10 protein-coding genes are annotated in these 13,512 nt (G+C 62.5%); 7 read left to right on the top strand and 3 right to left on the bottom strand.

The window, feature by feature from the left end:
• Positions 1 to 656: 656 nt before the first annotated feature.
• The 6 genes from gltB to GU3_RS03990 all read left to right on the top strand — a co-directional run bounded on the left by gltB (position 657) and on the right by GU3_RS03990 (position 9,882).
• The gene (gene gltB / locus GU3_RS04015; protein WP_014291274.1) at positions 657 to 5,114 is read left to right on the top strand and encodes a glutamate synthase large subunit; all 4,458 of its coding nucleotides are present in this window, start codon (positions 657 to 659) and stop codon (positions 5,112 to 5,114) included.
• Positions 5,115 to 5,126: 12 nt separating this feature from the next.
• Positions 5,127 to 6,542, top strand: coding sequence for an FAD-dependent oxidoreductase (locus tag GU3_RS04010; RefSeq protein ID WP_014291273.1), 1,416 nt, complete (start codon positions 5,127 to 5,129; stop codon positions 6,540 to 6,542).
• Between the two features lie 222 nt (positions 6,543 to 6,764).
• Positions 6,765 to 7,463 (top strand): 5'-methylthioadenosine/S-adenosylhomocysteine nucleosidase, encoded by a 699-nt coding sequence (mtnN, locus tag GU3_RS04005; RefSeq protein WP_014291272.1) that lies wholly within the window; start codon positions 6,765 to 6,767, stop codon positions 7,461 to 7,463.
• A 3-nt stretch (positions 7,464 to 7,466) separates the two neighbouring features.
• On the top strand, positions 7,467 to 8,390 hold the full coding sequence (locus GU3_RS04000; RefSeq protein ID WP_014291271.1) for a cobalamin biosynthesis protein: 924 nt from the start codon (positions 7,467 to 7,469) through the stop codon (positions 8,388 to 8,390).
• On the top strand, positions 8,383 to 9,198 hold the full coding sequence (locus GU3_RS03995) for a cobalamin-binding protein (RefSeq protein ID WP_014291270.1): 816 nt from the start codon (positions 8,383 to 8,385) through the stop codon (positions 9,196 to 9,198). Before GU3_RS04000 ends, GU3_RS03995 begins: the two co-directional genes overlap by 8 nt.
• 54 nt (positions 9,199 to 9,252) lie before the next feature.
• Complete coding sequence (locus GU3_RS03990) at positions 9,253 to 9,882, top strand: trimeric intracellular cation channel family protein (protein WP_014291269.1); 630 nt, start codon at positions 9,253 to 9,255, stop codon at positions 9,880 to 9,882.
• Between the two features lie 114 nt (positions 9,883 to 9,996).
• Here the strand turns inward: GU3_RS03990 and tyrS are convergent, their stop codons facing one another.
• A complete protein-coding gene (gene tyrS, locus GU3_RS03985; RefSeq protein WP_014291268.1) occupies positions 9,997 to 11,193 on the bottom strand; it encodes a tyrosine--tRNA ligase in 1,197 nt (398 codons plus the stop codon).
• Between the two features lie 169 nt (positions 11,194 to 11,362).
• Here tyrS and GU3_RS03980 point away from each other — a divergent pair, with 169 nt between their 5' ends.
• Positions 11,363 to 12,646 carry a peptidoglycan DD-metalloendopeptidase family protein gene (locus GU3_RS03980; protein ID WP_014291267.1) on the top strand — a complete coding sequence of 428 codons (1,284 nt, stop codon included), beginning with the start codon at positions 11,363 to 11,365 and terminating at the stop codon, positions 12,644 to 12,646.
• Between the two features lie 109 nt (positions 12,647 to 12,755).
• On the opposite strand, the gene GU3_RS03975 is transcribed toward GU3_RS03980, so the two are convergent.
• Both GU3_RS03975 and GU3_RS03970 read right to left on the bottom strand, forming a co-directional pair.
• On the bottom strand, positions 12,756 to 13,184 hold the full coding sequence (locus tag GU3_RS03975; RefSeq protein WP_014291266.1) for an HIT domain-containing protein: 429 nt from the start codon (positions 13,182 to 13,184) through the stop codon (positions 12,756 to 12,758).
• The gene (locus GU3_RS03970; protein ID WP_014291265.1) at positions 13,181 to 13,504 is read right to left on the bottom strand and encodes a glutaredoxin; all 324 of its coding nucleotides are present in this window, start codon (positions 13,502 to 13,504) and stop codon (positions 13,181 to 13,183) included. The genes GU3_RS03975 and GU3_RS03970 overlap by 4 nt, the downstream gene beginning before the upstream one ends.
• Positions 13,505 to 13,512: the final 8 nt, after the last annotated feature.

Here is a 13,512-nt window from a genome sequence, read left to right as displayed (position 1 = left end):
GGATACCGGCTCCGAAGTAGCCTGTCATGTAGTCCGCCAGTGAAGTATGCGCCGCTTTGCCCCGTGGGCAGCAAGGGGTACTGCACCGCCGATGCCCGGCGTTGCACCAAAACGGCACGGTGCGGGCGTGAGCGGAAGGGCCGGCACCGGTCCATAACGGAGCATTTGACGTAACTCAGTGCCACCTTGCCCCATATGGTGTCAAATGCAGCTATCCGAAATTCCTTGAGTGCACCAAAATTGAACTCATAACAAGCTGATTAACATCATTTTTTCACCTGCTGCACCCTATTGGGGCAGACCTTGCGCCAAGAGAAGGCATGAGTCAGGTCAATACTTTCACCATAAAAGGTGGTAATAAAACTACAAATAAAAATGCATCGCCCGCCCGGCGCCGAAGGAACAAAAATAAAGACAACAGGCCGAAAAACCCTTGTATACTGGCATTTAAGCCTGAATAAAACGCTTTTCCATTAAAAAATCACTGAAAAGAGCGACTGAAAAGATATTCACGCAAAGTATTTATTTAATTGACCTCACAAAAAAATACCGATATTTTTGTAATTTAGCCACTTATGGCAACGGACGCTTCAAAGCAGAATGCGCTGATAAAAAGCAGTCGCTCGACCACCGGGCCCGAGCAATGGAGGAATGCAATGTCTCTTTATGACCCGACGCTGGAGAAGGACAACTGTGGTTTTGGTCTGATCGCCCATACCGAAGGCGAAACCAGTCACAAGCTTGTTCGTCTCGCTATTTCGGCACTGGACCGCATGCAGCACAGGGGCGGTATCGCCGCCGACGGCAAGACCGGTGACGGTTGCGGCCTGCTGATGCAGAAACCCGACAGCTTCTTTCGCGCCGTGGCGGAAGACAAGGGCTGGAACCTGGGCCGCAAATACGCGGTCGGCATGCTGTTCCTCAACCCCGATGCCGCCCTGGCCGAGCAACACCGCCAGCTCATCAATGAAGAGCTGGAGCGGGAAACCCTGAGCCTGGTGGGCTGGCGCGAGGTGCCGGTGAACCCGGGCGTGCTGGGCGAAATCGCCAAGGCCTCGCTGCCACGCATTGAGCAGGTGTTTGTCAACGCCCCCACCGGCTGGGCCGAAAAGGACATTGAGCGCCGCCTCTATATCGTGCGCCGCCGCATTGAAAAGCGCATCAGTGACGACTTTTTCTATGTGGTCAGCCTGTCCAACTTGGTGATGACCTACAAGGGCCTGTGCATGCCCGCGGATCTGCCAAGGTTCTACCTGGATCTGGCCGACATTCGCATGCAGTCCGCCATCTGCGTGTTCCACCAGCGCTTTTCCACCAATACCCAGCCGCGCTGGCCCCTGGCCCAGCCGTTCCGCTTTCTGGCCCACAACGGTGAAATCAACACCATCGGCGGTAACCGCCAGTGGGCCCAGGCCCGGGCCTACAAGTTTGCCTCGCCGCTGCTGCCGGATCTGAAGGACGCCGCGCCCTATGTGAACACCTCGGGCTCCGACTCCTCCAGCCTCGACAACATGCTGGAGCTGTTCCTGGCCGGCGGCATGGACCTGTTCCGCGCCATGCGCATGCTGATCCCGCCCGCCTGGCAGAAAAACCCGGCCATGGACGAAGACCTGCGCGCTTTCTACGACTTCAACTCCATGCACATGGAGCCCTGGGACGGCCCTGCCGGCATCGTGATGTCCGACGGCCGCTTTGCCGCCTGTGCGCTGGATCGCAACGGCCTGCGTCCGGCCCGCTATGTGCGCACCAAGGACGGCTTCATTACCCTGGCGTCCGAAATCGGCATCTGGGACTACACCCCGGACGAAGTGCTGGAAAAGGGTCGGGTCGGCCCGGGCGAGCTGTTCGTGGTGGACACCGCCAGCGGCAAGATCTGGAACAGCTTTGAAATCGATGACGACCTCAAGGGCCGCCACCCCTACAAGGAGTGGATGAACAAGCACAGACGCAAGCTGGAGCGCTTTGAAGACCTGTCCGACGAACAGGCCGGCCAGGGCGAGCTGGACGAGCAACAGCTACGTACCTATCAGAAACTGTTCGGCTATTCCATGGAAGAGCTGGACCAGGTCATTCGGGTGATGGGCGAAAACGGCCAGGAAGCGGTCGGCTCCATGGGGGACGATGCCCCCATGGCGGTGCTGTCCAGCCGGGCCCGCTCCGTCTACGACTACTTCCGCCAGATGTTTGCCCAGGTGACCAACCCGCCCATCGATCCGCTGCGGGAAAACCACGTTATGTCCCTGGCCACCCTGATCGGCCGGGAGCAGAACGTGTTCAACGAGACCCATGGCCATGCTCACCGGGTTCAGTTTGAGTCACCCATTCTGCTGTATTCCGATTTTCATCAGCTGATGGGCCTGGATCAGACTCACCACAAGCACTGCGTGCTGGATCTGAACTTTGATCCGGCCGAAGGCCTGAAAGCCGCCCTGTTGCGGCTGTGCGAAGAAGCCACCACCGCAGTGCGCGACGGCGCCGTGCTGCTGGTGCTGTCCGACCGCGCCATTCGCCAGGATCGCCTGCCGATCCCTGCCGCCATGGCGGTGGGCGCGGTGCAGCGCACCCTGGTCGAAGCCAACCTGCGCTGCGACTCCAACATCATCGTGGAAACCGCCAGCACCCGGGATCCGCACCAGTTCGCCGTGCTGCTGGGCTTTGGCGCCACCGCCATCTACCCCTATCTGGCCTACGAGACCCTGGCCCGCCAGGTGGCCGACGGCGTGCTGAACATGCCCCTGCGCCAGGCGCTGCTGAACTTCCGCAACAGCATCAACAAGGGCCTGTACAAGGTGATGTCCAAGATGGGCATCAGCACCATTGCCTCTTACCGCTGCTCCCAGCTGTTTGAAGCCATCGGCCTGCACGACGAGGTGGTGGAACTGTGCTTCAAGGGGGTGTCCAGCCGTATTCAGGGCGCCGCCTTTGAGGACTTCCAGCAGGACCTGTTCAACCTGGCCAAGCTGGCCTGGATTGCCCGCAAGCCCCTGAACCAGGGCGGCCTGCTCAAGTACGTGCACGGCGGCGAATACCACAGCTACAACCCGGACGTGGTCACCAGCCTGCAAAAGGCGGTGCGCTCCGGCAGCTACGAGGACTACAAGGTCTACGCCAAACTGGTGAACGAGCGTCCGGTGGCCACCCTGCGGGATCTGCTGACCCTCAAGCCCGCCGGTGCCGGTATTGACCTGAGTGAGGTGGAACCGGCCAGCGAGCTGTTCCCCCGTTTCGACAGCGCCGCCATGTCCATCGGCGCGCTTGGGCCGGAAGCCCACGAGTCTCTGGCCGTGGCCATGAACCGCCTGGGCGGTCAGAGCAACTCCGGCGAGGGTGGCGAGGATCCCCGCCGCTTCAACAGCCTGAAGAACTCCAAGATCAAGCAGGTGGCCTCCGGCCGCTTTGGCGTGACCCCGCACTACCTGATGAACGCCGAGGTCATTCAGATCAAGGTGGCCCAGGGCGCCAAGCCCGGCGAGGGCGGCCAGCTGCCCGGCCACAAGGTGACCGCCGAAATCGCCAAGCTGCGTTATGCGGTGCCAGGGGTGACCCTGATCTCGCCGCCGCCGCACCACGACATTTACTCCATCGAGGATCTGGCCCAGCTGATCTTTGACATCAAGCAGATCAATCCGGACTGCCTGGTGTCGGTGAAGCTGGTGTCCGAGCCCGGCGTGGGCACCATCGCCACCGGCGTGGCCAAGGCCTATGCGGACTTGATCACCGTTTCCGGTTACGACGGCGGCACCGGCGCCAGCCCGCTGACCTCGGTCAAGTACGCCGGCTCTCCCTGGGAGCTGGGCCTGGCCGAAACCCAACAGGCACTGGTGGCCAACGGCCTGCGCCACAAGGTCCGGCTGCAGGTGGACGGCGGCCTGAAGACCGGTCTCGACATCGTCAAGGCGGCCATTCTGGGTGCCGAAAGCTTCGGCTTTGGTACCGGCCCCATGGTGGCCCTGGGCTGCAAGTACCTGCGTATCTGTCACCTGAACAACTGCGCCACCGGCGTGGCCACTCAGGATGAAAAGCTGCGCAGGGATCACTTCCTTGGCCTGCCGGAAATGGTGGAGCACTACTTCAAGTTCATCGCCGAGGAAACCCGCGAGCTGATGGCGCAACTGGGCGTGGCCAAGCTGACCGACCTGATCGGCCGCACCGATCTGCTCGAAGCCCTGCCCGGCCTCACCGCCAAGCAGCAGAAGCTGGACCTGTCTGGCATTTTGGCCAAACCCGAGCCCAAGCCGGGTCTGGGTGTGTTCTGTCAGACCGGCAACCCCAACTTCGACAAGGGGGTGCTCAACCTGAAAATAACCGAAGACGCCCTGCCCGCCATCGAAAGCAAGCGCGGCGGCGACTTCTATTACGCCATTCGCAACACCGACCGCTCCGTAGGGGCCCGTCTGTCCGGCGAAATCGCCAAACGCCACGGTAACCAGGGCATGGCGGCGGATCCCGTCCGCATTCACCTGGACGGCACCGCCGGCCAGAGCTTTGGGGTATGGAACGCCGGCGGCCTGGAGATGATCCTCACCGGCGACGCTAACGACTATGTGGGCAAGGGCATGACCGGCGGCAAGCTGGTGATCAAGTCCCATGTGGGCGTGGCCTTTGCCTCCAAGGACGCCACCCTGGCGGGCAACACCTGCCTGTACGGCGCCACCGGCGGTTACCTGTACGTGGCCGGCCGCGCCGGCGAGCGGTTCGCGGTACGCAACTCCGGCGCCATCGCCGTGGTGGAAGGCCTGGGCGACAACGGCTGCGAGTACATGACCAGCGGCATTGTCACCGTACTGGGCCGCACCGGCGTGAACTTCGCCGCGGGCATGACCGGCGGTTTCGCCTATGTGCTGGACGAAGACGACAATTTCGAGCTCAAGACCAACCATGAGCTGGTTGAGCTGCTGGGGCTGGACGAGCTGGTGATCCATCAGGAGCACCTGCGCGGCATCATCACCCAACATCTGCAGGAAACCGGCAGCGATCGGGCGCAGGAAATACTGGCCGACTTCGACCGTTACCTGCCCAAGTTCAAGCTGGTCAAACCCAAGTCCAGCGATGTGAAATCCCTGCTGGGCCACCAGAGCCGCTCCGCCGCCGAGCTTCGGGTCCACGCGCAGTAAAGGAAGATTGTGATGAGCCAGAACGTATTTCAGTTTATAGACGTACAACGTGTCGATCCGCCCAAGAAGCCCATCGGCACCCGTAAAATCGAGTTCGTGGAAATCTACGAACCCTTTTCCGACAGCCAGGCCCAGATGCAGGCCGACCGCTGTCTGGACTGCGGCAACCCCTACTGCGAGTGGAAGTGCCCGGTACACAACTACATTCCCAACTGGCTGAAGCTGGCCAACGAGGGACGCATCATGGAAGCGGCGGATCTGTGTCACCAGACCAACAGCCTGCCCGAGGTGTGCGGCCGGGTGTGCCCGCAGGACAGGTTGTGTGAAGGCTCCTGCACCCTGAACGACGAGTTCGGTGCCGTGACCATCGGCAACATCGAGAAATACATCACCGACAAGGCGTTCGAGATGGGCTGGCGCCCGGACATGTCCCAGGTGGTGAAGACCGACAGAAAGGTCGCCATCATCGGTGCCGGCCCCGCCGGCCTGGCCTGTGCCGACATTCTGGCCCGTAACGGCGTCACCCCGGTGGTGTTTGATCGCTATCCGGAAATCGGTGGTCTGCTGACCTTCGGCATTCCGTCGTTCAAGCTGGAAAAATCGGTGATGAGCCGCCGCCGGGAAGTGTTCGCCGAGATGGGGGTGGAATTCCGCCTCAATACCGAGGTGGGCAAGGACGTGTCCTTCCAGAGCCTGGTGGACGACTATGACGCCGTCTTCCTGGCCGTGGGTACCTACAAGTACCTGCGCGGCGGCCTTGCCAACGAGAACGCCGACGGCGTGTACGACGCCCTGCCCTTCCTGATCTCCAACGCCAACCGGGTGCTGGGTTTCGAGAAGCAGGCCGCCGACTACATCGACATGGCCGGCAAGAAGGTGGTGGTGCTGGGTGGCGGCGATACCGCCATGGACTGTGTGCGCACCTCCATTCGCCAGGGCGCCGACAACGTCATCTGTGCCTACCGCCGGGACGAGGTCAACATGCCCGGTTCCCGCCGTGAAGTGCAGAATGCCCGGGAAGAAGGGGTGAACTTCATGTTCAACCTGCAGCCCACCGGCATTCGGGTGGGCGACAATGGCCAGGTCACCGGCGTGGAAGTGGTCTCCACCCAGCTGGGCGAGCCCGACGCCAACGGCCGCCGCCGCCCCGAGGCCGTGCCCGGCTCCGAGCAGGTGCTGGACGCCGACGCCGTCATCATGGCCTTTGGCTTCCAGCCCCATGAGCAGCCCTGGCTGAAGGAGTTCGGCATCGAGGCCGACCAGTGGGGCCGGGTGATCGCCCCCGAGCAGGCCGAGTTTGCCTACCAGACCAGCAACCCGCGCATCTTCGCTGGCGGCGATGCGGTACGCGGCTCTGACCTGGTGGTCACCGCCATCGCCGAAGGCCGCAAGGCCGCCGAGGGCATCATGGACTATATCGGCGTGTAAGTTCGATTGTCTTCATGTGCAAAGGCCGCTCACCGAGCGGCCTTTTTGTTTTAACTTCGCCGATAAGCGTTTGAGATATCGTGCAATTTCGTCGAATACGGGGCACTGATGCTTCGCAATCCACAAATCCACATCCAACAAACGATTTTAGGTGCTCTGCAATCGGCCTTTTAAGGTGATGGTGGTACACTTGCGGCCATCATTTTTGCGGAACTCATTGTTATGACTATCGGAATTATCGGGGCCATGGAGCAGGAAGTGGCCGAGCTGCGCGCCCAGCTGGAAAACGCCACCACCACCTCCGTGGGCGGCTGTGAATTCTACCAGGGCCTCCTTGCCGGCAAGGAGGTGGTGATCACCCGCTCCGGCATCGGCAAGGTCGCCGCCAGCATCGCCACCACCCTGCTGCTGGAGCGCTTTACTCCCAAATGCGTAATTAACACCGGCTCCGCCGGCGGTTTTGATCCGGCCCTGCACGTGGGCGATGTGGTGGTGTCCAGCGAAGTGCGCTTTCACGACGTGGACGTGACCGCCTTTGGTTACGAAATGGGCCAGATGGCCCAGCAACCCCCGGCCTTTACCGCCGATCCGGCGCTGATCGAGCTGGCCCGGGAATGCCTCACCGGCCAGGACGACATTCACTCCGCCGTGGGGCTTATCTGTACAGGTGATCAGTTTATGCACCGGGAAGATCAGCTGCACAAGGCGGTGACCGATTTTCCGGCCATGAAGGCCTGCGAAATGGAAGCCGGCGCCATCGCCCAGGTGTGCCATCAGTTCAAGGTGCCCTTTGTGGTGGTGCGCGCCCTGTCGGACATCGCCGGCAAGGAGCAGGCCGAATCCTTTGAAGCCTTTCTGGACGTGGCCGCCCGCCATTCCTCGGCCATGGTCCGGGCCATGGTTCAGCGCCTGCCCGGCTAAGCCATGGCCTATCTGCTTGAGCATCCTCTCAGCCTGCTGACCCTGGCGCTGCTGCTCAGCCTGCTGCAACCCGCCGACAAGCTGCAGCCATTGCTGACGGCCGGGCTCGCCCGGCTGGGCCGGCGGCTGAACAGGCCCGGTTACGGCCCGGGCTACTTGCGGGCAGCGGGGGCTGGCCTGCTGCTGGTGACCCTGTTGCCGCTGCTGGCGGCCTGGTGGGCGCTGGCCGAGCTGGCGCCCTGGCCGGCCTTGCTGGAAGTCCTGCTGCTGTGGGCCTGTTTTGATGCGGGCAGGCTCAGCCGGCGGCTGCCGCAATGCCTTAAGCAACTACCCGAGCAACGCAATCTGGCCCGGCTGACCCTGGCCCCGCTGTGCCTACGCCAGACCGATCCGCTGTCGGAGCTGGGCCTTCGCAAGGCGGTGGCGGAAGTGGCGGTGCTGCGCCTGGCCGCGGACTTCGCCCTGGCCTGCTGGTTCCTGGCCGGGGGGATTTATGCCGCCCTGATCTTTGCCCTGCTGCGTCTGGCAGTGCAGGCCTGGCCCTGCAAGCTGGCCGAGTGGCGCGACTTTGGCACCCTGCCCTCATGGCTGTACCGGGCCATGGCCTGGCTGCCCTGCCATGCCATGGCGCTGACCCTGTTGTTGTACCCGGGCTCCCGCCGGGCCCTGGCCGCCTGGCCCAAGGGCGGACTGTGGGCCTTTCCCGCCGCCGGCCGGCTACTGGCGGTGGCCGCCGGCGGGGTGGGGGCCGGCCTGGGCGGGCCGCGCCGTTATACCCAGGCCACGGATTATTACCCCAAGCTGGGGGCTGGCAGCCAGATTCAGGCCGGCCAGGTGCACGCCCTGCTGCTGAGGCTGGTACTGGCGCCGCTGTTCTGGCTGTCCATCGCCTGGACCCTGACCCTGGTGCCGCTGTTTTATGGCTAGATTACTGCTGTGCCTGTTACTGCTACCGGGGCTGGCATGGGGCGAGGCCCGTCGTATCGTCAGCCTGGCGCCCCATATTACCGAGCTCCTGTTTGCCATCGGCGCCGGGGATCAGGTGGTGGGCGTCGACAGTGCCAGCGACTACCCGGAAGCGGTGGCAGACCTGCCCCAAATAGCGAACTACCGCTCCGTTAATCTGGAGCGCATTCTGGCGCTGGAGCCGGATCTGATCATCGCCTGGCAAAGCGCCCAGTCGCTGCAGGTCGCCCCTCTGGTGCAACTGGGCATTCCGGTGGAATACTCCGAGCCCAAACGGCTGGAAGACCTCGGTGACGAGCTGGCCCGTTTTGGCCGGCTGACCGGACACCAGCAACAGGCCCGGCAGGTGGCCGAGCACTATCGACGGACCCTTGATGCCCTGCGCCGGCGCTACCAGGATGCCGTACCGGTCCGGGTGTTTTACCAGCTCAATGAAGTACCCTTGATGTCCGCCAGCCGGCATACCTGGATGGGCCAGGCGGTCACCCTGTGCGGCGGTGTCAGCATTACCGCCGACAGCCCCACCCCCTATCCCCAGATCGACCCGGAATTTGTGCTGGCACAAAACCCCGAGGTGATACTGGCGGAAAGTCCCCAGGCCATGCAGCGCTGGAAAGACTGGCCCACGCTGACGGCGGTGAGCCGCAATCAGCTGTTTGCCGTGGATGTCGACACCCTGCACCGTTTTACGCCCCGCACTCCCGGCGGCATTGCCGCCCTGTGCCGGCAACTGGATCTGGCCCGGGAACATAAACTCCAGGTGCATTGAGTTCCGTGTGCCGCCTCTATACAATGGCGGCCCTTTTTCTTGAGGTAAAAACAAGTGTTGCCGCTGGTTGATTCGGTGTTTTACTGGAGCGATTTGTTCGGCACCGCCGTGTTCGCCTTTTCGGGCATACTGGTGGCGGGCCGTTTGCGCATGGATGGCTTTGGGGTAATCGTGCTGGCGGCGGTCACCGCCATTGGCGGCGGTACCATACGGGATCTGATCATCGGTGCCGAGCAGGTGTTCTGGGTGGCCGACAGCGTTTACCTCTGGGTGATCCTGGTCACCGCCCTGATCGGACTTTATCTTGTGCGGCTGCCGCGCCGCTTGCCCTGGTACATGCTGCCCCTGGCCGATGCCTTTGGCCTGGCGGTGTTTACCGTGATCGGCGCCGACAAGGCCCTGAACCACGGCACCTCGGGCATGGTGGCGGTAGTGATGGGCGTGATCACCGGGGTGGCCGGCGGTATGATTCGGGACGTGCTGGCCCGGGAAGTGCCTATGGTGCTGCAGCGGGAAATCTACGCCACCGCCTGCATCCTGGGTGGCATTCTCTATACCGGCTCCCTGGCGTTGGGCCTGCCTACCCTGCTGGCCACCGGGCTCGGCATGCTGGGCACCTTTGTGCTGCGGGTGGCCGCCATTCGCTGGCACCTGTCACTGCCCGCCTTTTCGCTGACGCGGTGAAGGCGAGGACGTGAGGGGTAAGGGGTGAGACGTCAAACGTAAGACGTCAAACGTCCAACATGAAAAAAGGGCAGCTCATTCGAGCTGCCCTTTTGCATGGTTCAAGCGTCAGGATCAGGCCACGGTGACTTTGGCGAACTTGCGCTTGCCCACCTGGTATACCGCCTGGCCGGGCTGCACCTGCAGCTTGCCGTCTTCCAGCTTGTCACCGTCCACCTTGACCGCACCCTGCTTGATCATGCGCAGGGCTTCGGAGGTGGAAGCCACCAGACCCGCGTCCTTCAGCAGGTTGGCGATGCCAATGCCTTCCACCCCGGCGTTCAGGGTGACCTCCGGCAGATCGTCGGGAATGGCGTTTTTCTGGAAACGCTGCACAAAGTCCTGATGGGCCTGCTCCGCCGCCGCTTCGCTGTGATAGCGGGTGATGATTTCCTTGGCCAGCAGGATCTTGGTATCCCGCGGGTTGGCGCCCTCGGCCACCTGTTGCCTGAGGGCGGCCAGCTCGTCCAGGCTGCGGCGGGACAGCAGCTCGAAGTAACGCCACATCAGCTCATCGGACAGTGACATGATCTTGCCGAACATCTCGTTCGGGGCTTCGTCCACCCCGATGTAGTTGCCAGCGGACTTGGACATTTTCTTGATGCCGTCCAGACCTTCCAGCAACGGCATGGTCAGCACCACCTGGGGCGACATGCCGGCGTCCTTTTGCAGCTCGCGGCCCATCAGCAGATTGAACTTCTGATCGGTACCACCCAGCTCGATATCGGCCTTCAGCGCCACCGAGTCATAGCCCTGCAGCAGCGGGTACATGAACTCGTGAATGGCGATGGACTGGCCGGCGGCGTAGCGCTTTTTGAAGTCGTCCCGCTCCAGCATGCGCGCCACGGTCAGCTTGGATGCCAACCGAATCATGCCGGTGGCACCCAGTTCGCCCAGCCAGCTGGAGTTGTACACGATTTCGGTTTTGGCCGGATCCAGCACCTTGAATGCCTGCTCGGCGTAGGTTCTGGCATTGTCGGCTACCTGCTCGGGGGTCAGCGGCGGACGGGTGCTGTTCTTGCCGGACGGATCCCCCACCTGGGCGGTAAAGTCGCCGATCAGCAACAGCACTTCATGGCCCAGATCCTGGAACTGGCGCAGCTTGTTGAGAATGACGGTATGGCCCAGGTGAATGTCGGGGGCGGTGGGATCCATGCCCAGTTTCACCCGCAGCGGGCGACCTTCCTTCAGCTTGGCAATCAGCTCTTCTTCAACCAGTATTTCTTCGGCACCGCGCTTGATTTCTGCAAGCGCCGCTTCCAGCTGGGACATGACGACTTCACTCCTGTTCGGCAGGCCTGAGTGGGGTCTCCCTTGATTCAGGCCGGGGCACACAAGGAAGGTCAGGCGATATCATTAAGAAACATGCCATATTACTGGAATGGCGAATAAATTGGAAAGACTGTAGAATTTTTGCCAGTTTTCAGGGAAGAGCCCGAACATGCCCATGATCAGACTGTTCAGAATACTGCCCCGCGGCCACCGCATTGCCATTTCCACCCTGGGCGCCAGCCTTCTGCTGCTGGCGCTGGCCCCCACCGAGTCGGCCCTGGCCAGCCGTGACAGCGCCGAGAATACCGTGATTGGCAAGCGCCAGCCCCTGGCACTGCAGGTGGAAAACATTCCCTTTACCGAGTCGCGCCCCGATGCCCAGGAGCGGGTGGTCCAGGTGCGCCCCGGTGACGCCCTGTCGCTCATTTTCGCCCGTCAGGGGCTGCCTTCCGGCCTGCTGCACGACATCAGCCGGCTGAAGGAAGCCGATCCCCTGCATACCCTGCACCCCGGCGACAAGCTCACCTTCCGCTTCAACCGCCAGGGGGACTTTGCCGCCCTGCTCTACTCCCTGGATGCGGCCCGCACCCTGGAGATCCGCCAGACCGGCAGCGGCCTGCAAAGCCGCGTGCACAGCGCCGAGCTGGAAAACCGTACCCGCTTTGCCCAAGCCAGGGTGCACTCCAGCTTCTGGAATGCCGGGATCGCCGCCGGCCTCAGCGCTCCCCAGATCATGAACCTGGCGGCCATGTTTGCCTGGGATCTGGACTTTGCCCTCGATATTCGGGCCGGAGATCATTTCACCGTGCTGTTTGAGGAAACCTACAAGGACGGCTTTCGTGTGGGCACCGGCGACATTCTGGCCGCCGAGTTCGTTAATCAGGGGCGAGTGTACCAGGCGGTGCGCCACGACGACGGCAACTACTACTCACCGGACGGCCGGGCCATGCGCAAGAGCTTTTTGCGCGCGCCGGTGAACTTCAGCCATATCAGCTCCAACTTCAATCCGCGCCGGCTGCACCCGGTGACCGGCCAGGTGCGTCCGCACCGGGGCATCGACTACGCTGCCCGGGTCGGAACCCCCATCGTCGCGGCCGGCAGCGGGGTGGTGACCGAGTCGGGCTATAACCGTTTTAACGGCAACTATGTGTTTATTCGCCACGACAGCACCTATGTCACCAAGTACCTGCACCTGGACAAACGCATGGTGAAAAAAGGGCAGCGCGTGAAGCAGGAGCAGCAAATCGGCACGCTTGGGGCCACCGGTCGGGTGACCGGCCCGCACCTGCACTACGAGTTCCTGGTCAATGGCGTGCATCAGGATCCGAAAACGGTGAAACTGCCCCAGGCCGCCAGGCTGCCCGCCGGCGAGCTGGCCCGCTTCAAGCCCAAGGCCAAGCAACGGCTGGCCCAGCTGACCCGTATCGGCGAGGTGATGCTGGCGAAGAATTAAGTAACCGCCATCAAATACCAATCGAACCGCATGCTGCGAACAGGCCACTCAGGTACTTCGCATTGCACGGAGGCAGGAAACAAAACGGCCCGCAGAACGCGGGCCGTTTTTATTGGGCTGGCACAAAGTCCGACAGGCTGGCCAGCCGCTCGCGCCAGCGGTCGGCTTCGGCCTCGGCGTTGTCGTAGTGCTGAGCCTCAAACCGCCCCCAGATTGGGCCGGGCCAGGCGTCATCGCCGGTAAAGCGGGCAATATGGTGGAGGTGCAGCTGGGGCACCAGGTTGCCGAGCGCCGCCACGTTGAGCTTGTCGGGCGACAGCACGGTTTCCATCAACCGGCCCAGGGCGCAGGACTCGCGCATCAGCTGCTGCTGGTCGGCCTCGCATAAATGGTGAATTTCCCGCAGCCCGGCGTGGCGGGGCACCAAAATCAGCCAGGGGTAACGGCCGTCCCGGGCCAGCAGCACTCGGCTTAAGGGCAGATCGCCCAGCACCACACAGTCGGCGGCCAGGCGTTCATGCAGCACAAAGTCGTTCATGACGCCTTGCCAAAATGCAGGCGCAGGTAAGCAGCAATATCCGCCGACTCATACAGCCAGAAATAGTCGCCGTTATCCTGCTCAATGCGCAGGCAGGGCACCATGCGCTGGCCGCCACCGGCCATCAGCGCCTGTAGGTGCTCGGGATCATTGGTGTCGTATTCAGTCAGCTCAAGACCCAGCTCGCGGATCACGGCCTTGACCCGCTGGCAATAGGGGCACCACTCTTTCTGATACAGCGCCAGCCGTTCGGCGCTGGTGACCGCCGGGGCCGACTCGGCGGCTTGGCTTGCGCCGCCAAACCAGTCAAACAGGGACATGAATGGCC

The organism is Oceanimonas sp. GK1 (genome assembly GCF_000243075.1).
Taxonomy (GTDB): Bacteria; Pseudomonadota; Gammaproteobacteria; order Enterobacterales; family Aeromonadaceae; genus Oceanimonas.
Note: the sequence above shows the minus strand (reverse complement) of the source record. Positions and strands in the feature narration are given on the sequence as shown.

Bases quoted from the DNA above. Each gene is read 5' to 3' on its own strand.
- mtnN (WP_014291272.1), top strand. From the start codon at position 6,765: ATGACTATCGGAATTATCGGGGCCATGGAGCAGGAAGTGGCCGAGCTG.
- GU3_RS03975 (WP_014291266.1), bottom strand. From the start codon at position 13,184: ATGAACGACTTTGTGCTGCATGAACGCCTGGCCGCCGACTGTGTGGTG.
- GU3_RS03995 (WP_014291270.1), top strand. From the start codon at position 8,383: ATGGCTAGATTACTGCTGTGCCTGTTACTGCTACCGGGGCTGGCATGG.
- GU3_RS04000 (WP_014291271.1), top strand. From the start codon at position 7,467: ATGGCCTATCTGCTTGAGCATCCTCTCAGCCTGCTGACCCTGGCGCTG.
- GU3_RS04010 (WP_014291273.1), top strand. From the start codon at position 5,127: ATGAGCCAGAACGTATTTCAGTTTATAGACGTACAACGTGTCGATCCG.
- gltB (WP_014291274.1), top strand. From the start codon at position 657: ATGTCTCTTTATGACCCGACGCTGGAGAAGGACAACTGTGGTTTTGGT.
- GU3_RS03970 (WP_014291265.1), bottom strand. From the start codon at position 13,504: ATGTCCCTGTTTGACTGGTTTGGCGGCGCAAGCCAAGCCGCCGAGTCG.
- GU3_RS03980 (WP_014291267.1), top strand. From the start codon at position 11,363: ATGCCCATGATCAGACTGTTCAGAATACTGCCCCGCGGCCACCGCATT.
- tyrS (WP_014291268.1), bottom strand. From the start codon at position 11,193: ATGTCCCAGCTGGAAGCGGCGCTTGCAGAAATCAAGCGCGGTGCCGAA.